The 24,319-nt window shown below is 58.9% G+C and carries 17 protein-coding genes and 4 tRNA genes; 9 read left to right on the top strand and 12 right to left on the bottom strand.

All coding sequences use genetic code 11. The annotated features are described in order from the left end of the window. Positions 1-89 precede the first annotated feature (89 nt). Positions 90-1,151: a LacI family DNA-binding transcriptional regulator gene (locus KP808_RS03700; protein ID WP_058400323.1), complete on the top strand. Its 1,062-nt coding sequence runs from the start codon at positions 90-92 to the stop codon at positions 1,149-1,151. Positions 1,152-1,398: 247 nt separating this feature from the next. Here the strand turns inward: KP808_RS03700 and KP808_RS03690 are convergent, their stop codons facing one another. After that, a complete protein-coding gene (locus KP808_RS03690) occupies positions 1,399-1,557 on the bottom strand; it encodes a hypothetical protein (protein ID WP_122259806.1) in 159 nt (52 codons plus the stop codon). A gap of 343 nt (positions 1,558-1,900) precedes the next feature. Here KP808_RS03690 and KP808_RS03685 point away from each other — a divergent pair, with 343 nt between their 5' ends. Next, positions 1,901-3,985 (top strand): calcium-binding protein, encoded by a 2,085-nt coding sequence (locus KP808_RS03685; protein ID WP_230017465.1) that lies wholly within the window; start codon positions 1,901-1,903, stop codon positions 3,983-3,985. 243 nt (positions 3,986-4,228) lie between these two features. Here KP808_RS03685 and KP808_RS03680 read toward each other — a convergent pair. From KP808_RS03680 to rluD, 7 genes are all read right to left on the bottom strand, one after another. Then, positions 4,229-4,305, bottom strand: a tRNA-Pro gene (locus KP808_RS03680). Between the two features lie 97 nt (positions 4,306-4,402). Next, positions 4,403-4,478, bottom strand: a tRNA-Lys gene (locus KP808_RS03675). A 5-nt stretch (positions 4,479-4,483) separates the two neighbouring features. Beyond that, a tRNA-Pro gene (locus KP808_RS03670) sits at positions 4,484-4,560 on the bottom strand. A 29-nt stretch (positions 4,561-4,589) separates the two neighbouring features. Further along, positions 4,590-4,665, bottom strand: a tRNA-Asn gene (locus KP808_RS03665). 295 nt (positions 4,666-4,960) lie between these two features. Further along, a complete protein-coding gene (gene clpB / locus KP808_RS03660; RefSeq protein ID WP_004663469.1) occupies positions 4,961-7,525 on the bottom strand; it encodes an ATP-dependent chaperone ClpB in 2,565 nt (854 codons plus the stop codon). A gap of 170 nt (positions 7,526-7,695) precedes the next feature. After that, positions 7,696-8,424: a peptidoglycan editing factor PgeF gene (gene pgeF, locus KP808_RS03655; RefSeq protein WP_230017464.1), complete on the bottom strand. Its 729-nt coding sequence runs from the start codon at positions 8,422-8,424 to the stop codon at positions 7,696-7,698. Next, positions 8,421-9,383: a 23S rRNA pseudouridine(1911/1915/1917) synthase RluD gene (gene rluD, locus KP808_RS03650; RefSeq protein ID WP_230017463.1), complete on the bottom strand. Its 963-nt coding sequence runs from the start codon at positions 9,381-9,383 to the stop codon at positions 8,421-8,423. The genes pgeF and rluD overlap by 4 nt, the downstream gene beginning before the upstream one ends. Before the next feature lie 149 nt (positions 9,384-9,532). On the opposite strand from rluD, the gene KP808_RS03645 reads away from it, so the two are divergent. The 7 genes from KP808_RS03645 to KP808_RS03615 all read left to right on the top strand — a co-directional run bounded on the left by KP808_RS03645 (position 9,533) and on the right by KP808_RS03615 (position 19,081). Then, the gene (locus KP808_RS03645) at positions 9,533-10,555 is read left to right on the top strand and encodes an outer membrane protein assembly factor BamD (protein ID WP_005733851.1); all 1,023 of its coding nucleotides are present in this window, start codon (positions 9,533-9,535) and stop codon (positions 10,553-10,555) included. A gap of 129 nt (positions 10,556-10,684) precedes the next feature. Then, positions 10,685-10,924, top strand: a complete 240-nt coding sequence (locus KP808_RS03640; protein ID WP_002551997.1) for a PP0621 family protein — start codon at positions 10,685-10,687, stop codon at positions 10,922-10,924. Then, positions 10,914-12,506: a two-component system sensor histidine kinase NtrB gene (locus KP808_RS03635; RefSeq protein WP_230017462.1), complete on the top strand. Its 1,593-nt coding sequence runs from the start codon at positions 10,914-10,916 to the stop codon at positions 12,504-12,506. Before KP808_RS03640 ends, KP808_RS03635 begins: the two co-directional genes overlap by 11 nt. Positions 12,507-12,508: 2 nt before the next feature. Further along, entirely contained in the window at positions 12,509-13,846 is a 1,338-nt protein-coding gene (locus KP808_RS03630; RefSeq protein WP_230017461.1) for a sigma-54-dependent transcriptional regulator, read from the top strand. A 340-nt stretch (positions 13,847-14,186) separates the two neighbouring features. Beyond that, complete coding sequence (locus KP808_RS03625; protein ID WP_058408762.1) at positions 14,187-14,804, top strand: TetR/AcrR family transcriptional regulator; 618 nt, start codon at positions 14,187-14,189, stop codon at positions 14,802-14,804. Positions 14,805-14,885: 81 nt separating this feature from the next. Continuing rightward, on the top strand, positions 14,886-15,995 hold the full coding sequence (locus KP808_RS03620) for an efflux RND transporter periplasmic adaptor subunit (RefSeq protein ID WP_058408735.1): 1,110 nt from the start codon (positions 14,886-14,888) through the stop codon (positions 15,993-15,995). Continuing rightward, positions 15,992-19,081 (top strand): efflux RND transporter permease subunit, encoded by a 3,090-nt coding sequence (locus KP808_RS03615; protein ID WP_230017460.1) that lies wholly within the window; start codon positions 15,992-15,994, stop codon positions 19,079-19,081. The genes KP808_RS03620 and KP808_RS03615 overlap by 4 nt, the downstream gene beginning before the upstream one ends. 2 nt (positions 19,082-19,083) lie before the next feature. Here KP808_RS03615 and thiO read toward each other — a convergent pair whose 3' ends face one another. The 4 genes from thiO to KP808_RS03595 are packed head-to-tail and all read right to left on the bottom strand — an operon-like array spanning position 19,084 to position 24,315. Next, positions 19,084-20,196: a glycine oxidase ThiO gene (gene thiO / locus KP808_RS03610; RefSeq protein WP_230017459.1), complete on the bottom strand. Its 1,113-nt coding sequence runs from the start codon at positions 20,194-20,196 to the stop codon at positions 19,084-19,086. Between the two features lie 27 nt (positions 20,197-20,223). After that, positions 20,224-20,625, bottom strand: a complete 402-nt coding sequence (locus KP808_RS03605; RefSeq protein WP_230017458.1) for a type IV pilin protein — start codon at positions 20,623-20,625, stop codon at positions 20,224-20,226. 11 nt (positions 20,626-20,636) lie between these two features. Beyond that, complete coding sequence (locus tag KP808_RS03600; RefSeq protein WP_230017457.1) at positions 20,637-23,834, bottom strand: pilus assembly protein; 3,198 nt, start codon at positions 23,832-23,834, stop codon at positions 20,637-20,639. Beyond that, on the bottom strand, positions 23,821-24,315 hold the full coding sequence (locus KP808_RS03595) for a pilus assembly PilX family protein (RefSeq protein WP_054994861.1): 495 nt from the start codon (positions 24,313-24,315) through the stop codon (positions 23,821-23,823). Before KP808_RS03595 ends, KP808_RS03600 begins: the two co-directional genes overlap by 14 nt. Positions 24,316-24,319 lie beyond the last annotated feature (4 nt).

Here is a 24,319-nt window from a genome sequence, read left to right as displayed (position 1 = left end):
GTAAATTGCACAATCGATGGTGCAATAAGATTTACTCCTCGACTTCTACCACTGTCAAGTGACTTTGCGACCAATGGAAAAGCTCTGTGATGCCCCCTAGCAGCAAGAAGAAAGCGACCATCTACGATCTGTCTCAGCTTTCGGGCTCTTCCGCTTCCACCGTCAGCGCGGTGCTCAACGGCTCCTGGCGAAAACGACGGATCAAGGAGGCGACGGCGCAGCTCATCCAGTCTCTCGCTGACGAACATGGTTACAGCACCAACCTGCAGGCCCGTGGCCTGCGGCAGTCTCGTTCCGGCCTGGTCGGGCTGATGCTGCCGCTCTACGACAACCGTTTCTTTTCCGCACTGGCGCAAGGCTTCGAGGCACGCGTCCGGGCGCGTGGCCTCTGCCCGCTGGTCGTCAGCGGCTGCCGCGATCCGCAATTGGAGCTTAGTACCGTGGAGTCGCTGCTGGCCTACTCCATCGACGAGCTATTCATCGTCGGCGCTACCGATCCGGACAGCATCCACGGCGCCTGCGCGCGTGCCGGCGTGCGGCATCTCAATCTCGACCTGCCGGGTACCCTCGCCCCATCGATCACCAGTGACAACTACGCCGGCGCCTTCGAGCTGACGCAGGCAATCCTCAGCGAACTGGCGCCCATCAGCGACCTGTCATCGACGGATCTCTGCCTGTTCGGCGGCTACTCCGACTATGCCAGCCGGGAACGGATCGGCGGATTTCTGGCCGCCAAGCGAGCGCATTTCGGCGAAGCCACCAGCGACGACGTCTTCAGCGCCCCCGGCTATTCGCCAGCCATGACCCGCCAGGCCCTGACCGCTCACGTCCAATGCCATGGGCGGTTGCCGAGAGGGGTGTTCATCAACTCCACCATCAACCTGGAGGGCCTGCTCGGCGTGCTGCCGCAGCAGTCGACGGACCCTGTCGCGGACTTGGTGGTGGGCTGCTTCGACTACGACCCCTTCGCCTCTTTCCTGCCCTTCCCGGTCTACATGATGCGACAGAACGTCGAACGCATCCTTGAGCTGGCCTTTGAACTCATCGACCAACCCGAGCCAGAGGTTCGGCTGTACAAGGTCGCACCGATACTTGTACCACCACGCACGGCACTGCCCAGCTTGCTTGATGCATCCGCCCAGGACTATTGAGCTGGGCTATTTAAGCTACAGGCGCGACTGGCTAAAGCAGGCTTGAACACCTGGACATGCCTGTCAAAGGACTGCGAAAAAGCAAATAACTGCGGGGCTATCTGCTCATGGAGCCTACCGACGTCTTCAGCGAGGTGCCCTATGTTCAAAGCGGTCTCGGCTGAAAATTTATCCTTGAACAAAAAAAAGCGTCCCTGGGGACGCCTTTTCTGTTGAGCTCAATCTTCAAGTCAGGCTTATACCTGGCTCAAGCGTGCTCGTCTTGCTTGTCATCGTCGTCATGCTTGAGTGCTGGCTTCATGCCTGGCTGAGGCGCGTGTTCAGCGTTGGGCGCAATTTCTTCGCCGTGGTTCTTTTTCTCTTGCTGAACTTTTTTGTCGTGGGCGACGTTACGTGGGTCGGTCATGGGAATTCCTTGATTGGGCAGAGGATTCAAACACCCATCGACGTGATGCGTTGGCTTTGAGCGCCGGGGCAAGATTTGGAGTCAGACTGGGCGGAGGCGTTCAGTGCATTTCGCCGGCAGCACGCAACCACTCGCGCTCATCTCTGATGATCGACCCCGATCAACTAACGCTTCTAGCCGCTTGCTCAATATTGGAGCCCTGCCGCAAGTGTGCAGTTGACACGGTGTGCTGCCCGCAGAACACAAAACGTTCGCATTTATCCATCCTGCCAAGGTCAGATCCAGAGGATCCGTGCAAGCCCCTTCCCAATCCGTTCGGGTTCCATGCCTAAAGGACAATGTCATGGCGTCAATCGATAGCAAGGCCACCATCAACTACACCGTGCGAACAGGCCCGGGGACAGTGCAGGTCGACCCCTCCACGGGTGGCGATTCAAACTGGAGCATCATCCTTCAGCCTGACGGCAAAATCCTTGTCGGCGGCGAAAGCTTCCAGACTGCCATTGGCTACCCTGGCTCGCCGGGCGATGAAAGCTATGGCACGCGCGGCAGCTACACGGCGGTGCGCCTCAACAGTGACGGCAGCCTGGACAACAGCTTCGGCCAAGAGGGAATTGCCCTCGTGCCCGGCAACCTGGACCCGGAAGATTATGCTTACTACGTAATGGCGGTACAGGCCGACGGTAAAGTGCTATCGGCGCAGCCAGGGCTTGGCGGTTTGAAGGTAGAGCGCTTTAACGTGGATGGCACCCTGGATACCACATTCGGCAATGGCGGTGCCGCGGGCCTTGATGTCCCGTTCGGCACCGATGGAATGGCTATTTACGCCACAGCAGATGGCTCGGTGTACGTCAGCCTTCGCGGCACGTCCCAGGCGATCGTGTTCAAGCTGGACAGCACCGGGGCGCCGGTCGAGGATTTCGGTGTCAACGGCGCACTTGTCCTCAACCCGACCGGGTATTACGGCACCGGTAATATCGCCACCGTTGTGCAGCCCGACGGCAGCGTATTGCTCGGCAGTTGGCTGTACGTGGGCGCCGACGGCCCTCACGACCCGGGCGATCCGGTTTATGCCGTTCAGCGACTTGCAGCTGACGGCAGCCTGGATACCGCGTTTGGCGTGGACGGCGTGGTGTACTTCGATACCGCGCTGGGGCTGGATTACCGCGCTGCGATAACCGTGCAAGCCGATGGCAAGATCATCGTGGCCGGCGAGAGTAACGACAATAACGCTTTCAACGTACTGCGGCTGAATGCGGATGGCTCGTTCGACAACTCCTTTAGTGACGATGGCAAGCTGACAATCCAGGTACCCCAAGGCGCGTCGAACTATGCCCACTCGGCAATCGTTCAGCCCGATGGCAAAATCCTTATCGCCGGAGACGTGATCACCCGTCTGAACGCCGATGGCAGCCTGGACACCACCTTCGGCAGCCAGGACGGCCAATACCACGTGGACGGATCCAGCCAGGCCAATCACCTGATTGGCAACGACACGGCCGAGATTATCCGCGGCCTGGGCGGAGACGATGTGCTGCAAGGCGGGGGTGGCCGTGACGTGCTGGCAGGCGGGACGGGCGCAGATATTTTCCGCTTCACCCAGATCAGCGACAGCTATCGTACCGCTACCGAAACAGGCAGCGACCGGATTCTGGACTTCGACGCCGCTCAGGACCGTGTCGATCTGATTGCGTTGGGCTTTACCGGCATTGGCGATGGCCACAATGGTACGCTGGCCATCCAGGCCAACGCCGAGGGCACTCGCACATACCTGAAAAGCTTCGATGCCGATGCCAACGGACAGCGCTTCGAACTGGCGTTTGAAGGCAACCTGACGGGGCAGTTGAACAGCAACAACCTGGTGTTCACAGCCCCCACCGTCGAAGGAACGGCTGGCAAGGACGTAATCACGGGGAGCGCAATGTCGGAAGTCATTTATGGCCTTGCCGGCAATGACCGTATCGACGGCGGCAGAGGCTCGGATGTGATCATCGGAGGCGCGGGCGCCGACCTGCTGATCGGCGGCGACGACCCGAACCTTTCGGTCTATGGCCGTAATGGCATCAATGACGCTGACGTATTCCGCTACACGGCAGCCACTGACAGCTACCGCACGGACAGCCAGAGCTTCGTGGACCTGATTGTCCGGTTCGCAGACAACAACGACAAGATCGATGTGTCGGCGCTGGGTTACACAGGATTCGGTGACGGTACCGGCACTACGCTGAAGATGGCCTATAACACGGATCTGGACCGCACCTACCTCAAGGATGTGGAACCTGACGCTCAGGGCCATCGGTTTGAGATTGCCCTCACCGGCGACTGGACCCAGGATCTGGGCAACAACGATATGATTTTTGCGCCAACCGCGGAAGTGTCGCTGGTGGGTGTGGCTAGCGCGGCCACCCAATCAACAGACATGGTGTAAACCAGGCATAACTAATGCGGGATCGTGGGAAGCCGGGGTTCGCCTTGAGTCAGTTGTGCGTAGCCAGACAGCGTGCAAGCAGTCTTACAGGTGGGGTCATGCGTACGAAGTACTGATCGCTTGACGGGTGTTGCAGCTATAAACCCCAAACAAAAAAGGCGTCCCGAAGGACGCCTTTTTTGTTGAGCTCAAAACAACTGTTTTTGAGCTCTGATCTTCAACCCTGATACAGCTGGGCGAAAATGGTCGGGGTAAGGGGATTCGAACTCCTGACATCCTGCTCCCAAAGCAGGCGCGCTACCGGACTGCGCTATACCCCGATGATGCTAAAAAACACCTCCGAGGAGGCGTTTTCTATTTGGGTGACGCTTGTGGCATCACTCCCTAAGATCCAGCCAGATACAAACTGACCAAAAATGGTGGGTCGTGTGGGATTCGAACCTACGACCAATTGGTTAAAAGCCAACTGCTCTACCAACTGAGCTAACGACCCAAATATGGTCGGGGTAAGGGGATTCGAACTCCTGACATCCTGCTCCCAAAGCAGGCGCGCTACCGGACTGCGCTATACCCCGACTGAAACTGCATTGAACCTTGCGAAATCTGGCTCCACGACCTGGACTCGAACCAGGGACCCAGTGATTAACAGTCACTTGCTCTACCAACTGAGCTATCGCGGAACTATCGATTTCAGATTCAACTTTACAACCTGTTGCCTTGAAACCATCGTGCTGTTAACTCGTTGATTTCAATCTCATCGACCTTTGCGCTTCGTTTGTATCGTTGCGTTCACGTCTCTGAGGCGCGCTATTCTACAATTTTAAAAACACCTGTCAACCCTATAAATTGCTTTTTAAGACAATGATTTGCGATTTTTTCCCAGATCCCCTTTCAGGCCCGATTTTACTGCTGGCAGCATCCTCAGAAAAAAGGCCCTCGGCGAGAGGGCCCTCTATATAGAGCTGGCGAGCGCTATCAGGCAAACACGATCTCGTCGTCGACCACCTTGCCGGTGATGGTGGTACCGGGCATGAAGCTGCCCGAGAGGATCATCTGTGCCAGCGGGTTCTCGATCCAGCGCTGGATCGCCCGCTTCAGCGGCCGTGCTCCATAGACCGGGTCGTAACCGACGGCAATCAGCTTGTCCAGCGCCTCGGGGCTCAGGGTCAGCGCCAGCTCGCGCTCAGCCAGACGCTTGCGCAGGCGGCCCAGCTGAATATCGGTGATACCGGCGATCTGGTCACGCGCCAGCGGTTCGAAGATCACCACTTCGTCGATCCGGTTCACAAATTCCGGGCGGAAGTGCGTACCGACCGCATCCATCACCGCAGCACGTTGCGCTTCACGATCACCGACCAGTTCCTGGATCTGCGCCGAGCCCAGGTTGGAGGTCATGACGATCACGGTATTGCGGAAGTCCACCGTCCGCCCGTGGCTGTCAGTCAGGCGTCCGTCTTCAAGCACCTGCAACAGGATGTTGAACACGTCGGAATGCGCCTTCTCGACCTCGTCGAGCAGGATCAGCGAATACGGTTTGCGACGCACGGCTTCGGTCAGGTAGCCGCCCTCTTCGTAACCGACATAGCCCGGTGGTGCGCCGATCAGACGAGCCACGGAATGTTTCTCCATGAACTCGGACATATCGATACGCACCATCGCCTCTTCGGTATCGAACAGGAATTCGGCCAGCGCTTTGCAGAGTTCGGTCTTACCCACACCGGTCGGGCCAAGGAACATGAACGAACCGCTTGGACGATTCGGGTCGGAAAGCCCAGCACGCGAGCGACGTACGGCATTGGAGACCGCGACCACCGCTTCTTCCTGACCGATTACCCGGTTGTGCAGCAGGGTTTCCATGCGCAACAGCTTCTCGCGCTCGCCTTCCAGCATTTTCGACACTGGAATACCGGTCCACTTTGACACGACTTCGGCAATTTCTTCCTCGGTCACTTTGCTACGCAGCAATTGGTTCTCGGGTTTGCCGTGCTGATCGACCATTTGCAGGCTGCGTTCCAGGTCCGGAATGATCCCGTACTGCAACTCGGCCATGCGGTTCAGGTCGCCACGACGACGCGCCGCTTCCAGTTCCTGACGGGACTGCTCTATTTTCTGCTGGATCTGCGCAGAACCCGTTACTTCAGCTTTTTCCGAGGTCCAGATTTCTTCGAGATCGGCGTATTCCTTCTCAAGGCGCACCACTTCTTCCTGGAGTTTTTCCAAGCGCTTGATAGCCGCCTCGTCCTTTTCCTTCTTGAGTGCCTGAGCTTCCACTTTCAGCTGGATCAGGCGACGCTCAAGACGATCAAGCACTTCAGGCTTGGAGTCGATCTCCATACGAATGCGGCTGGCCGCTTCGTCGATCAGGTCGATGGCCTTGTCGGGCAACTGGCGGTCAGTGATATAGCGATGGCTCAGTTTGGCCGCGGCGATGATCGCACCGTCAGTAATGGCGACCTTGTGGTGCACTTCATAGCGCTCTTTCAGGCCACGCAGAATTGCGATGGTGTCTTCTTCGCTCGGTTCGTCGACCAGCACTTTCTGGAAACGACGCTCAAGCGCAGCGTCCTTCTCTATATATTGGCGGTACTCGTTGAGCGTGGTGGCACCGACACAATGCAGCTCGCCGCGAGCCAGCGCAGGCTTGAGCATATTGCCAGCGTCCATCGAGCCTTCGCCTTTGCCGGCGCCGACCATGGTGTGCAGTTCGTCGATGAACAGGATGATCTGGCCTTCCTGCTTGGACAGTTCGTTGAGCAGCGACTTCAGGCGCTCCTCGAACTCGCCACGGTACTTGGCACCGGCAATCAATGCGCCCATGTCCAGCGACAGCAAGCGTTTGCCGCGCAGGCCATCTGGCACTTCGCCGTTGATGATGCGTTGCGCCAGGCCTTCGGCGATAGCAGTTTTACCCACGCCAGGCTCACCGATCAGCACCGGGTTGTTCTTGGTACGGCGTTGCAGGACCTGAATGGTGCGACGAATCTCGTCATCGCGGCCGATCACCGGGTCGAGCTTGCCCTCTTCGGCACGCTTGGTCAGGTCAACGGTGTACTTGTCCAACGCCTGACGCGACTCTTCGACGTTAGGGTCATTCACGGCACCTTCGCCGCGCAGGTTGTTGATGGCGTTTTCCAGAGCTTTCTTGCTGACGCCCTGCCCCAGCAACAATTTGCCGAGCTTGCTGTTCTCGTCCATTGCCGCGAGCAGCACCAGCTCGCTGGAAATGAATTGATCGCCTTTCTGCTGCGCCAGACGGTCGGCCTGATTAAGCAGGCGCGCCAGATCCTGCGACATGTTGACGTCGCCAGTGGGGTTCTGGATTTTTGGCAGTCGGTCCAGCTCTGCGCTCAGCTCCTTGCGCAAGCTGTTGATGTCGAAGCCTACCTGCAACAGCAGAGGCTTGATGGAACCGCCCTGCTGCTCAAGCAGCGCCTGCATCAAGTGCGCAGGTTCGATGGCGGGATGGTCGAGGCCAACGGCCAGCGACTGGGAATCGGATAACGCTAACTGTAATTTACTGGTCAATCTGTCGATACGCATTAGTCACCTTCCTTTAATGCAGGCCGGAGCAATGAACACACCTATAAAGAAAACCTGCTGAATAGCCAGTTAGATGCGGACGATTCTGCGCGTTTCAAGCGGGCCGTGGTTGATACAGATCAGACGTCTGTTCAGGCAAGCCTAGCTGGCCCGCGCAAAAGAGCCTGTAATCAGGCGTGATCAATCCAGATCAGCGAGGCGAAGCGGCCGGTGCGAGCGCCACGGCGGTAGGAAAAGAAGCGAGAGTCGGTAAAAGTGTCCAGGCCGCCGCCATACACCGCATGAATGCCCTGCGCAGCGAGTCGCAGCCGGGCAAGACTGTAGATGTCGGCCATGAAACGATCAGGGTTCGAACTGGCGACAAATGCATCGGCTGTCTGCGGATGGCTGTGGATAAAGGCTTCACGCACCTCGGGGCCGACTTCGAAAGACGGCTGGCCGATAGCCGGACCAAGCCAGACCATGATGTCTTCGGGAGCACTCTGCAGGCTGTCGGCCGTCGCTTCCAGCACCCCGGCCGCCAGTCCACGCCAGCCGGCATGCGCTGCTGCTACCCGCGTGCCGTCACGACGACAGAACAGCGCGGGCAGACAATCGGCGGTCATGATGGTGCAGGCGACGCCAGGCGTGCTCGTCCAGCTGGCATCGGCCTCGACGACGCGGGATGGATCGGCAGGCACGACGTCTACGCCATGCACCTGCTTCAACCAGGCGGGCTCAACGTTGAGACGGGAGGTCAGGCGCAGGCGATTGCTCGCCACGGCCTGCGGGCTGTCATCGACGTGATCGCCCAGATTGAGGCTGTCGAACGGGGCCAGGCTGACCCCACCCGAGCGAGTAGTAACGCACGACTTGATCCGAGCTGGCGCAGGCCAGTCAGGTGTCAGCCAGTCATTCACCCGATGAACGCCTCGCGATCCTGCTTGAGCAGCGACAGCAACCAGACGAAATCATCCGGCAGTGGCGATTCCCAGCTCATGCGCTTGCCGGTGATCGGATGATCCAGCTCCAGGAAGCGGGCATGCAGAGCCTGCCGCGGGAACGTCTTGAGCGAGTCGACCATGGTCACGCTGGCGGCTGGCGGAATGCGGAAACGACCACCATAGGCCGGGTCGCCGACCAACGGGTAGTTGATATGCGCCATGTGCACGCGGATCTGGTGCGTACGGCCGGTTTCCAGCTTGACGCGCACATGCGTGTGCGAACGGAAGCGCTCCAGCACGCGGTAATGACTGACCGCCTGCTTGCCGCCTTCCATCACCGCCATGCGCTGGCGCTGCTGGCCGTGACGACCGATCGGTGCGTCGATCTTGCCGCCTGCGGTCACCACGCCGATCACGATGCACTCGTAGATACGGCTGACACTGCGACTCTGCAACTGGGTAACCAGTTGGGTCTGTGCCTGAATGGTCTTGGCGACCACCATCAGACCAGTGGTGTCCTTGTCCAGGCGATGCACGATGCCGGCACGCGGAACATTGATGATGTCCGGCACATGGTGCAGCAAGGCATTGAGCAGCGTGCCGTCGGCATGACCGGCAGCCGGATGCACCACCAGACCCGCAGGCTTGTTGATGACGAGGATCTGGTCGTCTTCATAGATGATGTCGAGCTCGATGTCCTGAGCAACCCATTCACCCTGGGCCTCCTGCTCGGCAATCAGCTCGAGAACAGCGCCACCATGCACGATGTCGCGGGGGCGCAATACGCCTCCGTCCACAGTCAGGCGGCCGTCCTTGATCCAGGCGGAAAGGCGCGAGCGCGAGTGCTCAGCGAATAATTGTGCGGCGACTTGATCGAGGCGTTGACCGCCCAATTCGGACGGCACCTCTGCGCGGAGTTCTATATTTTCGGACATGACCAGACTAGGTGGCGGCTAGCCTTTGGTTTCGGCAGCGCGCTTGTGGTTAAATACGGCGTCTTTTGTCCCGCTGGTATCGCGGGGCGCTCATCATAACAGGACGGCCCCGCCCAAGACAGCAGGCCGTTATAGGGACGCAAGCCGCCATGCAAGTGAAACACCTGCTGCTGATCGCCATCCTCGCATTGACTGCGGCCTGTTCGTCGAAGGAAGTCATCGACGAAAACCTCAGCGAAGTCGAGCTGTACCAGCAGGCGCAGGCCGACCTGGGAAATAACAGCTATAACAGTGCTACGGAGAAACTCAAGGCGCTGGAATCACGCTATCCGTTCGGTCGCTACGCTGATCAGGCCCAGCTCGAGTTGATCTACTCGAACTACAAGAACGGTGAACCCGAAGCAGCCAAATCCGCTGCCGAGCGTTTCATCCGCCTGCATCCACAGCACCCGAACGTCGATTACGCGTATTACATGAAGGGCCTGACCTCCTTCGATCAGGATGTCGGCCTGCTGGCGCGCTTCCTGCCGCTGGACCAGACCAAACGTGACCCGGGTGCTGCCCGCGACTCGTTCAACGAGTTCGCTCAGTTGACCAGCCGCTTCCCGAACAGCCGTTATTCGCCGGATGCCAAGCAGCGCATGATCTACCTGCGCAACCTGCTGGCCTCCTACGAAATTCACGTGGCCGACTACTACCTGACCCGTCAGGCCTATGTCGCCGCCGCCAACCGTGGCCGCTATGTCGTGGAAAACTTCCAGGAGACGCCATCGGTAGGTGACGGTCTGGCCGTGATGGTCGAGTCCTATCAGCGTCTGCACCTCGACGACCTGGCAGCCACCAGCCTTGAAGTGCTCAAGACCAACTACCCGAACCACCCGCAGTTGGCTGACGGCAAGTTCACCCCGCGTCAGGCCGAAGCTGACAACCGCTCGTGGCTGTCGAAAGCGACCCTTGGCCTGATCGACGGTAGCGCACCGCTGCCACCGGGCCAGACCCGTGCCGATCAGGACATCAAGAAGCAGTATCAAGACGCCAAGGACGCCATTCCGAAAGAGCTGTTGCCGGAAAATCAGGCAGAGCTGGACGAGCAGGCGGAAAAAGATGCCGAAGCGAAAGGCACCAAGAGCCGTTCGTGGTTCAGCTACATGACCCTGGGTCTGTTCGACTGATCTTCACGGCGTTAAGAAAGAGGCCTTCGGGCCTCTTTTTTTATGCAGCACATTTATGCAACGCAGCCACTGTGCGCCTGACTGTACCTTGGCTACACTGCGCCATCGTCAATCACTAAGCTGGTAGTCATGGTTCGCTTACTCATGTGGGCCGCGTTGATCGCGGCGGTGATCTGGTTCGTCAAGCGCCTGATCAATCCCCCCAAGCCGAAATCCCGTGCCGAGCCGCCTGAAATAGCGGCCACCCCGATGGTGCGCTGCGCACACTGCGGCGTTCATCTGCCTCAGGATCGCGCGCTGAGCCAGGCACAGCAATGGTATTGCAGCGAGGCACACCGCCTGGAAGGCCCTGCGGCACGTGACCGCTGACACGCCCTCGCTTGCCAGCCCACAGGCGCAACGGATCCTGCGGCTTTACCACCTTTATCGACTGACCATCGGCGTCGTACTGGTCCTGCTGATTTCCAGCAGCCTGGAAACCGAACTGTTGCAACTGGCCAATCCGAACCTGTTCCGTTCGGGTTGCTGGCTGTATCTAGTGTTCAATATTCTGGTCGTCGTGCTGCTGGAGCGTCCCAGCCGTCAGGCGCAGCTGTTCAGTCTGGCAATGACTGACGCAATCATGCTCTCTGCGCTGTTCTACGCGGCGGGTGGCCCTTCCAGCGGCATAGGCAATCTGTTGATTGCTTCCGTAGCAATCAGCAATGTATTGCTGCGGGGCCGTATCGGTTTGCTGATCGCCGCCGTTTCTGCCATCGGCATCATCTACCTGACGTTCTATATCAGCTTCGGTACACCGTCGGTTTCCAACGACTACGTGCAGGCCGGCTCTCTGGGTGCCCTGTGCTTCGCCGCCGCACTGCTGGTGCAAGCGCTGACAGCGCGCATGCAGGTCAGCGAAGTGCTGGCCGAACAGCGTGCAGCGGATGTCGACAGCCTTGAAGAACTCAACGCGCTGATCCTGCAACGCATGCGTACCGGCATTCTGGTACTGGATGCCAACCGTCAGGTGCTGCTGGCCAATCAAGGTGCCCTTACCCTACTGGGCCACGAGCGACTGGTCGGCCAGGTTATCGACGCTTACTCGCCGCAGTTGGTGGAACGCCTGCGTCAGTGGCTCGTCAACCCGATCATGGTGCCGCGCAGCGTCACGACTTCACCCATCGGGCCGGTGCTGCAACCGAGCTTTGCCGCACTCAATCGTGGCGATCAGCGCCAGACGCTGATCTTTCTTGAAGACCTGTCGCAGATTGCCCATCAGGCGCAGCAGCTCAAGCTCGCCGCGCTGGGACGCTTGACCGCCGGGATTGCCCACGAGATACGCAACCCGCTGGGCGCAGTCAGCCATGCCGCACAGTTACTCAACGAATCTGAAGAACTCAGTGCAGCGGACCGACGCCTGGGACAGATCATTCATGACCAGTCGGGACGTATTGATCGGGTCATCGAAAATGTTCTGCAACTGTCACGCCGGCGTGAGTCGCAACCCGAATTGCTGGACCTGAAAACCTGGCTGGAAAACTTTGTTGCCGAGCTTCGCAGTGCCGCCACTGCCGGACAGTCGGTTCATGTTGAAATCAGCCCCGGAACGCTGACAACCCGCATGGATTCCGGGCAACTGACCCAGATCATGACCAACCTGCTACAGAACGGCCTGCGCTACAGCGGCAGAAATCATTCGTCAGCGCAGGTCTGGCTGAAGCTGCATCATGACCAACAAAGCGACTTGCCGATTCTTGAAGTGCAGGACGACGGGCCGGGGGTCAGCGAGCAACATTTGGCCAAGCTGTTCGAGCCGTTTTTCACCACGGAAAGCAAAGGCACCGGTCTTGGTCTATATCTGTCACGCGAGCTGTGCGAAAGCAATCAGGCGCACCTGGAATACGTCCCGCGGCAAGGTGGCGGCAGTTGTCTGCGCATAACCTTCGCCCACCCGTTCAAAACGAGCTGAGCATGAGCCAACGGCAAAAAATCCTGATAGTCGATGACGAGCCGGATATCCGCGAACTGCTGGAGATCACTCTGGGGCGCATGAAACTCGATACCCGATGCGCCCGCAATGTTGCCGAGGCCCACGACTGGCTGGCCCGCGAGCCGTTCGACATGTGCCTGACCGACATGCGTCTGCCCGACGGCAATGGCCTTGAGCTGGTCCAGCATATCCAGCACGGCTACCCCCATTTGCCGGTGGCGATGATCACTGCCCACGGCAACCTGGACACCGCGATTAACGCGCTCAAGGCCGGGGCTTTCGATTTTGTGACCAAGCCGGTTGACCTCGGCAGGCTGCGCGAACTGGTCAATAGTGCGCTGAGCCTGCCTTGCGCCCAGCCAGCACGCAGCATCGACAGCCGCCTGCTGGGCGACTCGCTAGCGATGCGTACCTTGCGCAACCAGATCGGCAAGCTGGCCCGCAGCCAGGCGCCGATCTACATCAGCGGCGAATCGGGCAGTGGCAAGGAGCTTGTAGCGCGGCTGATCCACGAGCAGGGCCCGCGCATCGACAAACCGTTCATACCGGTGAATTGCGGGGCCATTCCTTCCGAGCTGATGGAAAGCGAATTCTTTGGCCATCGCAAAGGCAGTTTCAGCGGCGCCCACGAAGACAAGCCTGGTCTGTTTCAGGCGGCACATACCGGGACGCTGTTTCTCGACGAGGTGGCCGACCTGCCGCTGGCCATGCAGGTAAAACTGTTGCGAGCCATCCAGGAAAAGTCCATCCGCAGTGTAGGCAGCCAGCAAGAACAGATCGTGGACGTACGCATTCTGTGCGCAACGCACAAGAACCTGAACGCAGAGGTTGCGGCAGGTCGTTTCCGTCAGGATCTGTATTACCGGTTGAACGTGATCGAAGTGCGCGTACCCTCATTGCGCGAGCGGCGCGAGGACATCGATCAACTGGCAGCCAGTGTTCTCCGAAGACTTGCCGGCAATGGCACGCAACCGGTGGCGCGCCTGAATGCGCAGGCGCTGGAGACGCTGAAGAGCTACCGATTTCCCGGTAACGTGCGCGAACTGGAAAACATGCTGGAGCGCGCCTACACGCTCTGTGAAAACGATGAAATCCACGCCAGCGATCTGCGCCTGGCAGAGTCCGCCAGCCCCCAGGAACCCAACAGCCCTAGCCTGGCCGACATCGACAACCTTGAAGATTACCTGGAAAGCATCGAGCGCAAGCTGATTCTGCAGGCCCTGGAAGAAACCCGCTGGAACCGTACCGCAGCGGCAGAAAGGCTCAGCTTGTCCTTCAGATCGCTGCGTTATCGGCTGAAGAAACTGGGGCTGGATTGAGCGCTCCGTACGGCACAGCCTGACCGACTATCGTGCGACGCTTCGCGTCGGCATGCCATTTCTGGACGCTCTGCGTCCTATCCTGAATAGGCGGCGCAGCGCAGATTTGTGACGCGGAGCGTCACCCCAGGCATTCCCACGCTGGAGCGTGAGGAACGATAAGTGTCTGGGCAACGATAATCTCCACTATCGTGCGACGCTTCGCGTCGGCATGCGTTTCTGGACGCTCTGCGTCCTATCCCGGTTGGATGTCGCATGCGTTGAGAGCGTAATGGTCGTGACCAATTCCCAACAATGTCACTTATTGTCCACTTACTCCAATGTCAGTAAGCTCCGCCTCATGAGCAAAAACATCAGCAATCCCGCAGCAGGCCGTGGTCCGGTGGACCATGAGATTCGTGATCAGATCGTGATTGCGGCCACCGAACATTTCAGCCAGTACGGTTACGGCAAGACCACCGTGTCCGATCTCGCCAGGGCTATCGGTTTTTCCAAGGCGTACATCTACAAATTCTTCGAGTCCAAACAGGCCATCGGCGAGATGATCTGCGCCCACTGCCTGAGTGAAATCGAGGCCGAAGTCAGCGCTGCAATCAGCCAAACTGACAAGCCACCGGAAAAGCTGCGACGCATGTTCAAATCAGTCGTTGAGGCCAGCATTCGCCTGTTTTCGCAGGACCGCAAGCTGTACGAAATCGCCACATCGGCAGCTACCGAACGCTGGCAGGCGACGCTGGTTTACGAGGAACACCTCAAGGCCACTCTCCGGGACATTCTGCAGGAAGGCCGACAGACCGGCGACTTCGAGCGCAAGACGCCTCTTGATGAAACGGTCATGGCGATCTATCTGATCATGCGCCCCTACATCAACCCGCTGCTGCTGCAATACAGCTTCGAGCACACCGACGAAGGGCCGAGTCAGTTATCCAGCCTGGTGCTGCGCAGCCTGTCGCCTTAACAAAACAACAGTTGTGACTATTGACTAAATTGGTCACTGGAATCAAAGTGCAGACACTGATCACTGCACATTGAGATTCCCATGCTCCGGCACCGATTCGTTTTGCTTGCTCTCGCCAGTGTTTTGCCGGCTGTCCTGACCGGCTGCAACGAAAAAACGCCAGCGGACCCGCGCACAGAAGCGCCACTGGTACGTGTTGCGAGCCTCCAGGAGGCCGGCCTGGAGCCCCGTTCCTTCACCGGAACCGTGGCGGCGCGGGTGCAAAGCGACCTTGGTTTTCGGGTGTCCGGCAAGGTGCTGGAGCGGTTTGTCGATACCGGGCAGGCCGTCAAGCGCGGTCAACCGTTGATGCGTATCGACCCAGCCGACCTGAAGCTCGCTGCCAACGCCCAACGCGAAGCAGTGAATGCGGCCAGAGCCCAGGCAAAGCAGGCCGCAGACGAAGAGATACGTTACCGAAGCCTGCGCAGCAGTGGCGCCATTTCAGCGTCAAGCTACGACCAGATCAAGTCGACGGCTGATTCGGCCAAAGCTCGACTCAGTGCAGCCGAAGCGCAGGCAGAAGTTGCTCTCAATGCAACTCGCTACGCAGACCTTGTGGCGGATGCCGACGGCATTGTCATGGAAACCCTCGTTGAGCCCGGTCAGGTCGTCAGTGCAGGGCAAGCCGTGGTACGCGTGGCCCACGCCGGACCGCGTGAAGCGGTTATTCAACTTCCGGAAAACCTGCGCCCCCGTATCGGCTCTATCGCCCAGGCCACGCTGTTCGGCAATCAGGACATCAGCGCCACGACACGCTTGCGACAGCTGTCGGACGTTGCGGACCGTCAGACCCGCACCTTTGAAGCACGCTGGATACTGGAAGGCGAGATGGCAAATGCCCCGCTGGGCACCACCATCACCGTGAAAATCCCCAGTGCAGATAGCGCCGGGCAAAGCACGTTGCGGGTGCCAATCGGCGCGCTGTATGACGCAGGCAAGGGACCGGGCATCTGGGTCATTCAAGGGGAACCAGCACAGGTTTACTGGACGCCAGTAGTGGTTCAGCAGCTTGATGACGAGCAAGCCAGCATCAGTACGCAGCTCAAGCCAGGCACACGAATAGTCGCACTTGGCGCGCACCTTCTGCACGAAGGCCAGCAAGTAAGAGTGACCGCTCAAGCGGCTTTGGCACAGAGCGCGCGCCCATGAGTAATGACCGTTTCAATCTGTCAGCGCTGGCCGTCCGCGAGCGCTCGATTACCCTGTTCCTCGTTTGCCTGATTTCGCTGGCCGGGATCATTGCCTTTTTCAAACTGGGCCGGGCCGAAGACCCGGCATTTACCGTCAAGGTAATGACCGTGGTGTCCGTCTGGCCGGGAGCAACCGCCCAGGAGATGCAGGATCAGGTGGCGGAGAAGATTGAAAAGCGCCTTCAGGAGCTGCGCTGGTACGACCGCGCTGAAACCTACACCAGACCGGGCATGGCATTCACCACCCTGACTCTGCTCGACAGCACGCCGCCGTCGCAAGTGCCGGATGAGTTTTACCAGGCGCGCAAGAAAATCGGTGACGAGGCCATGACGCTTCCGTCCGGGGTTATCGGGCCGATGGTCAACGACGAGTATTCGGACGTCACCTTCGCGCTGTTCGCACTGAAGGCCAAAGGCGAGCCGCAGCGCGTACTGGCGCGTGACGCCGAATCGCTGCGCCAGCGCTTGCTGCATGTGCCGGGAGTGAAGAAGGTCAATATCGTGGGTGAGCAGCCCGAACGAGTCTACGTCGAGTTCTCTCACGAGCGACTGGCAACGCTGGGAATAAGCCCTCAGACGGTATTCGCCGCGCTGAATGACCAGAACGCGCTGACTGCCGCGGGCTCGGTCGAAACCCGAGGACCGCAGGTATTTATCAGGCTCGACGGCGCTTTCGATGAGCTGCAGAAAATCCGCGACACACCTGTTGTGGCACAGGGCCGGACATTGAAGCTGGCGGACATTGCCACAGTAAAGCGCGGTTACGAAGATCCGGCGACGTTCATGATTCGCAACGGCGGCGAGCCTGCGCTGCTGCTGGGGATCGTCATGCGCGATGGCTGGAACGGGCTGGACCTGGGAACGGCACTGGACCAGGAAGTGGGCAAGATCAACGCCGAACTGCCACTGGGCATGAGCCTGAGCAAGGTTACGGATCAGGCCGTCAATATCAGTTCGGCGGTCGATGAGTTCATGATCAAGTTCTTCGTCGCACTGCTGGTGGTCATGCTGGTCTGTTTTATCAGCATGGGCTGGCGTGTCGGTGTGGTGGTTGCTGCCGCCGTCCCGCTGACCCTGGCGGTGGTCTTCGTAATCATGGCCATGAGCGGCAAGAATTTCGACCGGATCACACTGGGCTCGCTGATCCTGGCACTCGGGCTGCTGGTAGATGATGCGATCATCGCCATCGAAATGATGGTGGTGAAGATGGAAGAAGGATACGACCGCGTCGCTGCCTCTGCCTATGCCTGGAGCCACACCGCCGCGCCGATGTTATCCGGCACGCTGGTCACCGCTGTCGGCTTCATGCCTAACGGCTTCGCGCGCTCCACGGCAGGCGAATACACCAGCAATATGTTCTGGATCGTCGGTATCGCGCTGATTGCCTCGTGGGTGGTCGCCGTGTTTTTCACCCCGTATCTGGGCGTGAAACTGTTGCCTGAGGTGAAGCAGGTCGAAGGCGGACACGCAACGCTTTACGACACGCCGCGCTACAACCGCTTCCGTCGGATTCTGGCGCGCGTCATTGCAGGCAAATGGCTGGTAGCAGGCTCGGTCATCGGGCTCTTTGTGCTGGCCGTGATTGGCATGGGACTGGTCAAGAAACAGTTCTTTCCAGTGTCCGATCGTCCTGAAGTATTGATCGAACTGCAGATGCCTTATGGCACCTCGATCTCTCAAACCAGTGCGGCCGCTGCAAAAGTGGAAAGCTGGCTGGCCGAGCAGTCGGAAGCCGGGATCGTTACCGCCTACATTGGTCAGGGTGCACCACGCTTCTACATGGCGATGGGGCCGGAATTGCCTGACCCGTCATTCGCCAAGATCGTAGTGCGCACTGACAGCCAGGAACAGCGTGAAGCGCTGAAACACCGATTGCGCCAGGCTATTTCCGAGGGGCTGGCTGCAGAGGCACAGGTAAGGGTCACGCAACTGGTCTTCGGCCCCTATTCGCCCTACCCCGTCGCCTACCGTATTGCCGGACGCGACCCGGAAACACTGCGCAGCATTGCGGCGCAGGTGCAACAGGTTCTGAACGCCAGCCCGATGATGCGCACCGTCAATACCGACTGGGGCACACGTACTCCGGCGCTGCATTTCACTTTGCAACAGGACCGTATGCAGGCCATGGGGCTGAGTTCCAGCCAGGTCGCTCAGCAACTGCAGTTTCTCCTGACAGGTCTGCCCGTCACGGCAGTGCGCGAGGATATTCGCACCGTGCAGGTCGTCGCCCGCTCGGCTGGCGAAACCCGACTTGATCCGGCGAAGATAATGGACTTCACCCTCACCGGCGTCGATGGGCAACGTGTTCCGCTGTCGCAGATTGGTACCGTTGATGTGCGCATGGAGGAACCGCTGATGCGACGACGCGACCGCACGCCGACCATCACTGTGCGGGGCGACATCGCCGACGGCCTGCAACCACCGGATGTGTCGACAGCCATAACCCGGCAATTACAGCCGATCATCGACAAGCTGCCCAGCGGTTACCGGGTCGAGCAGGCAGGTTCAATCGAGGAGTCCGGCAAGGCCATGACAGCGATGTTGCCACTGTTTCCGATCATGCTGGCAGTCACGCTGATCATCCTGATTCTTCAGGTGCGTTCGATATCCGCCATGGTCATGGTCTTCCTGACCAGTCCGCTGGGGCTAATCGGTGTGGTGCCTACGCTGATCCTCTTTCAGCAGCCATTCGGCATCAATGCGCTGGTCGGGCTGATCGCACTGTCCGGCATTCTGATGCGCAACACGCTGATTCTGATCGGCCAGATACACCACAACGAACAGGCGGGGCTCGACCCGTTTCAAGCGGTGGTCGAGGCCACCGTACAACGTGCGCGCCCCGTGATACTGACAGCGCTGGCCGCCATTCTGGCCTTTATCCCGCTCACCCATTCGGTGTTCTGGGGCACACTCGCCTACACGCTGATCGGCGGCACCTTTGCGGGTACGGTGCTGACCCTGGTGTTTTTGCCGGCCATGTACTCGATCTGGTTCAGGATCAGGCCGGATGGCAGCGGGCGACGCCTGGAGACACAGCCTGCCTGAGTTCAGTCAGTCGGAAAATGCAAACGCCCTGAAGGTGTATAGGGCGCCGGATCAATGATCGGCTTGCGGCCCAGCAGCAAGTCGGTGAGTAGCTGACACGAGGCAGGCGCCAGCACCAGGCCGTTGCGGTAATGACCGCAGTTGAGCCACAGGCCATCAAACCCGGCCAGCGGCCCGATGAACGGAATGCCCTCGGGCGAGCCGGGACGCAGGCCTGCCCATTGAGCGACAGGCTCAGCGTTGGTCAGCTCCGGAAGCAATTCGATGGCCGACGCTTTGAGGCTTTCCAGCGCGGCATGCGTGGTGGTCTTGTCGAACCCTTCATGTTCCAGGGTGCTGCCGATGAGTATGTGGCCGTCACGGCGCGGGATCGCGTAGCGCCCTTTGGCCAGCACCATGCTGGAGAGGAAGTCCGACGCACACTTGTAGAGAATCATCTGGCCTTTTACCGGCTCGACCGGCAGGTCCAGACCAAGGGTCTTGAGCAGTTCACCGCTCCACGCGCCCGCCGCCAGAATCACCCGATCCCCGGTTACATCGCCTGAAGGTGTGCTCACGCCTGAAACCCTGCTGCCCTCGCGCACAAAACCGCTGACTTCACACTGCTCGCGAATCTCGACATTGGGCATCGCCAGCAAGGCAGCCTTGAGCGATTTGACCAGCCGGGGGTTGCGCACGTTGGCCACGTCGGCCATGTAGATGGCCCGCGAATAGCCCTCCCCCAGAACCGGTACGGCATCATTCACCGCCGAGATATCGACACTGGTCAATGAGCGTTTCTCGCGCACCGCCCATTCAAGCGCGGCTTGTTCGTCGTCAAGGTCGAGCCAGTACAGGCCTGTCTTGTGAACTTCGGGGTCGATGCCGGTCTGTGCGAGCAAGCACTCGGCGAGATGCGGGTAGAAGTCCTGCGACCAGTGCGCCAACGCGGTGACTGCCGGACTGTAGCGCCACGGGTAAAGCGGCGAAACAATTCCGCCGCCCGCCCAGGAAGACTCCTGGCCAACGCCCGAACGATCCAGCAACACGACGCTGACCTGCTCGGAGGCGAGATTGAAGGCGGTCAGCAGACCTATGACGCCACCGCCTACAATGACTGTTTTTTGCTTGGACATCTTGGTCTCGGGACAAGGAAAACGGTTTTAGCGGCCCCAGCAATCTTTGGTGGTCACGCCCGAGGTAGCGCCAGTGTTGCTGCGCGCACCAGTGCTGGTGATCACGAAACTGCCGCACTTGTCACCGGCCATCAGCGTGCCTGGGGTTGGGGCTGCTGTCAGCGTGAAGTCGGTGGCGTTGAGGACCGAATTAATCGTGTAGTACGCATTGCTGGCAACCACACCCTTGTAATCGGCATAAGTTCCCTTTTGCGAATAGAAGCGCTCCAGCGCCTGGGTCTGCTCTGACAGCAGGCTGGCAATCGCCGACCGCTGGGTACGCTTCACGTACTCGGTGTAGCTGGGATACGCGATGGCCGCCAGAATACCGACAATCGCCACGACGATCATGAGTTCGATCAACGTAAAGCCCCTGGATGTCGCTCGCATGTCTAGTTTCCCTATTGGATTTGTCGCCACATGATGCGTTGGAAGACGTTGGCACTGCCGCCCTTCTCATTAAGCTTGGTGGGCTCGCCGCCGCTGGAGTCAATCACGTACTTGTTATCGTTGGCCCCATTGGTACCGGCAACGATAGAAGCCACTACCGGGATACCGGTACCGATACCGAGACCGCCAATGATCAAATCCGAAGAGTTGATATCGCCGTCATTGTTGGTATCCAGTACCTGGTAATTAAGCATGCTGCCAGTCGCGGCGTTCAGCTCGAACAAGCGCCCGGTCCCGGTGCTTTCGCAAGGGTCGGTAGAGTTGACGGCTGCCGTGGTGAAGATGATACGACCGCGAGAGGTTTGTGCCGGATAGATAATCCGCTCGCCGACATAGGGGGCCGTGGTTGCCAACGGCAGGTACCAGCCTTTCTTGGTGCCCCAATCCACATCATTGGAAGTCGTGGTGTAATACGTATTGCCACTTCCGACTACCGTCCCGTTAATGGCCTGGGGCTGCAGATTGGCCTCAACGATGTTGCCTGAACCGTTGTCGCCATCCCAGATGGCATAGAAATCCTGCAACGAGCTGGTCTGCTTGTCCGCAGTTTCGCTGAATTTCCCGGTACCGAAATACACGATCTTGCCGTTGAGTGGATGGTCCAGCAACAAGGGCTGGACGGTAATCGACTGACTGGCGCCTTGAGGTGCAGTGAACAGGGGTGAGCCATTGAAAGCGACTTTCCAGCTGGATGCTGCGGCCCCGCTCATGTCGAACTTCCACAGGCGGCCCTTGAGATCGCCCGCATAGGCTGCTTGAACGACATTCTGCGAATTGACCCGAAGTTTCACCGAAGACAACCCGTTATCCGTTTCGCTGCCAGTGACCGGAGTCGGAATTTCGGCAATGAACTGTCCGGTGTTGGCGTTGAGTACATACAGAGACGCCCTCCCGGTAAAACTGCCGTAACCGTTGCCCACAACAACGATCCCGGTGCCATCGGCCATACGTGCTACATCCGGCTTGGAGTAGGTGTATCCAAGGTTGTTGAACTTGTTGTTGGTGTCTGAAGTGTCGGGAGCCTTGACCTCCCACAATGCCCCGATGCTGTCTGCCGAACCTTCGAAAAGCTTGATCGCAAAAAAAGCCTTGCCGCCAGCGCCCAGCCCGGAATACGCCACCGTGCGCCATACACTCCCTGCGGATGCCTGCGTATCGAAGACTGCAATCTGACCATCCACCGTGAAACGGTGAACGCCGGAACCGTAGGAAGAGGATGAAATGGTCGCCAATGAACTCAGAGACGTGGACGGCATATACGCGTATTTACGCGCACCGGAGCTGGCGTCGATCACATTGAAGAAGCCATCGTTGGCGTTGGCCAGCAGACTGGAACTCATGTTGCTGGACTTGGCAGACAGGTAAGTGGTGTACGTGGTGTCTCCGAGCAGGTCAGAAGCCGTTTTCTCTGTCGGCAGCCCTGCGCCCAGTGATGAATTGACGATATCGCCCAGGAGCACGGTACGGGTACGAAGCTTGGCATTGGCCGTGCCCTTGGCCCAGGCAATAACTTCCGCGCCGGTCACTCCGGTCGGCAATGTTGCCGTGAAAGCATCACGCTGAGCCTGCGTGAAATTCAGAAAATCCAGAGTGATTTTCGTCGGCGTCGCCGCTGTGCTCCATGACTCGAACACAGGCGCCTGGGTGCTGCTGGTGATCGTGGTATCGGTGGTCCAGACAGGGGCGCTCAGCGCTCCTGTCGTAGCGTCCAGATTGTAAGCCTTGATCGTGCCATGCCAGTCCGTCGGGTCATAAAGCGTCTGGTAGAAGCGGCTGCCCGCCTGAAGGGTAGACGAGTTTGCCACGCCACCGCCGCCCGAACCGGCCTTGGCATAGATATCGCTCAATGCGAGGTTCAAGGCGTTGTTCAAACCGGCGCTGTCATTGGTCTGGAAATACTTGCCGTGCCCATGATTATTGTCAGCAGCGTCTATCAGCATCTGGTTGGCGGCTGTGAAACCAATGGTGTAGGTAGTCATGTTCTGTTGAGAGAAGCCGTCTGTGTCCCAACTTTTCTTGGTCAGGTCAGTGGCAGGTGTACTGCTCGCTCTTCGCATGTCGATGTCATAGGCGAACTTGGCGAGGTCGTCCAGATAAAGCGTATCGCCCTCACCATCACCATTAAGATTGGCCCCGTCATTGGCCGCATTCAAGTCCCAATTGGGCAGTGAGCGTGAGGTATTGAGTACATCCTCCGGATCGTTGGTCGGGAACGTCCGATCGTATGTCGGCAAGCCGTCAGTGATCACCACGCCAAAGTTTTTCTGGCACCGGTACTGTATAGGGCTGGTGTAGGTCGTCGGTGCCCCGCTATAACCGTAATACGGGGTCATGCCCCGAAAGTAGCGGGTTATCTCATAATACGTTTCGGCCAACGGCGTATTGGAGTCGCCTCGCAGTGCATTGATGGCCGCATTGAGGGCAGTGACATTATCGTTTGCATCAGCCTGGCTGACACCGCCGTTGTTGTAAGGGTTACTGGCGACAGGGGACAGGTCTGCAACAGGTCTGGAAATCTTCCCTCCACGCCCGGGATCAGCGTTGGTCGGCGGGTTGAACCCGGCCAGACCGATTCTCAGGGATTTGTTGTTGGCAACGAGGTTCAATGAAACGTTGCGCGCGACATTGATACGGTAATCGTTGGGAATGATGTTATTGACGGTGAAGTCTTTGGTAGTTGTGTTGGCGGCCCGCGTCAGGTCAACCAGATAAGAGAGGTAATCTGCAGTGTAGCGAGTGGTGCTTTCGTTGCTGGCCGGATCGGGCAACTTCAGGCAGTAACCCACGTTGTCACGCGCAACGTAGGTGTAATCGCTTCTGCACGTGTAGGGCCCGGCAGAGTCCAGAGAGAGCGTATCGTCGCCCTGAATGGAGACGCCTCTGCAGTTAAAAAGACCGCATGACCCTGGCTGCGCATAGATAATCGACGGACGATTGGTCACCGTCGGATCAAACCCGGCGGCCCAAATGATGTTGTACATGCTCCCGGAGTTATCCACCAGCAGCATGAGGTTGGGCGGCACGGCCGACGCACTTAGCAACGGTACTTGGGCTGGCGTGAACGCATACACAGGCGTAAGGGCATAAAAAGCCAAAAGCGCACCGCCGAGATACTTCAGGCTGCGACGTAGTTTCTCAGCAATTGGCATAAATACTCTCCAGCACAGTGCGCGACGTGCCTTGAATAGCGACTGATGTCACACGGTACAACGTTACCGTACCGGTGCAGGTGGGAGGACGTCTGATAGGTGTCGCCGTGGTCCCCAGATTCTGTACACCGTAAAAACCGCCACCTGCTGCTGCCAGCCAGCTCACCCCGGACGCCCCCACTCCCGCAGCGGTCAGCGTGGCTGATTCAGCGGGTGGGGCGCAGTTTGTACACTTGGCCAGCGTGTACCCGGCCACCTTGATCGAAGACTCACCCAGCCTTAGCGCAGCTTCGGACCTTTGAAAGGTCTGATTGCGCAGCGTCACGCTACCCGACATTTTCTCCTGCAACGTTGCGTTCTGCATGGAAGAAATACCCAGCAGTGTCAGCAGCAGCAGAAACACCAGACTGACCAGCAGCACCATACCGCGCTGCCTGGCAGGAAAAGTGTTTTGCAACTTGAAACACAGGGTTCTGTTCATGCCG

It is taken from the genome of Pseudomonas savastanoi, from assembly GCF_020917325.1.
Lineage (GTDB): Bacteria > Pseudomonadota > Gammaproteobacteria > Pseudomonadales > Pseudomonadaceae > Aquipseudomonas > Aquipseudomonas amygdali.
This window is presented reverse-complemented; position numbering and strand designations above follow the sequence as displayed.

Coding starts and splice junctions, on each gene's coding strand:
- KP808_RS03700 (WP_058400323.1), top strand. CDS start 90: ATGCCCCCTAGCAGCAAGAAGAAAGCGACCATCTACGATCTGTCTCAG.
- KP808_RS03690 (WP_122259806.1), bottom strand. CDS start 1,557: ATGACCGACCCACGTAACGTCGCCCACGACAAAAAAGTTCAGCAAGAG.
- KP808_RS03685 (WP_230017465.1), top strand. CDS start 1,901: ATGGCGTCAATCGATAGCAAGGCCACCATCAACTACACCGTGCGAACA.
- clpB (WP_004663469.1), bottom strand. CDS start 7,525: ATGCGTATCGACAGATTGACCAGTAAATTACAGTTAGCGTTATCCGAT.
- rluD (WP_230017463.1), bottom strand. CDS start 9,383: ATGTCCGAAAATATAGAACTCCGCGCAGAGGTGCCGTCCGAATTGGGC.
- KP808_RS03645 (WP_005733851.1), top strand. CDS start 9,533: ATGCAAGTGAAACACCTGCTGCTGATCGCCATCCTCGCATTGACTGCG.
- KP808_RS03640 (WP_002551997.1), top strand. CDS start 10,685: ATGGTTCGCTTACTCATGTGGGCCGCGTTGATCGCGGCGGTGATCTGG.
- KP808_RS03630 (WP_230017461.1), top strand. CDS start 12,509: ATGAGCCAACGGCAAAAAATCCTGATAGTCGATGACGAGCCGGATATC.
- KP808_RS03625 (WP_058408762.1), top strand. CDS start 14,187: ATGAGCAAAAACATCAGCAATCCCGCAGCAGGCCGTGGTCCGGTGGAC.
- KP808_RS03620 (WP_058408735.1), top strand. CDS start 14,886: ATGCTCCGGCACCGATTCGTTTTGCTTGCTCTCGCCAGTGTTTTGCCG.
- KP808_RS03615 (WP_230017460.1), top strand. CDS start 15,992: ATGAGTAATGACCGTTTCAATCTGTCAGCGCTGGCCGTCCGCGAGCGC.
- thiO (WP_230017459.1), bottom strand. CDS start 20,196: ATGTCCAAGCAAAAAACAGTCATTGTAGGCGGTGGCGTCATAGGTCTG.
- KP808_RS03605 (WP_230017458.1), bottom strand. CDS start 20,625: ATGCGAGCGACATCCAGGGGCTTTACGTTGATCGAACTCATGATCGTC.
- KP808_RS03600 (WP_230017457.1), bottom strand. CDS start 23,834: ATGCCAATTGCTGAGAAACTACGTCGCAGCCTGAAGTATCTCGGCGGT.
- KP808_RS03595 (WP_054994861.1), bottom strand. CDS start 24,315: ATGAACAGAACCCTGTGTTTCAAGTTGCAAAACACTTTTCCTGCCAGG.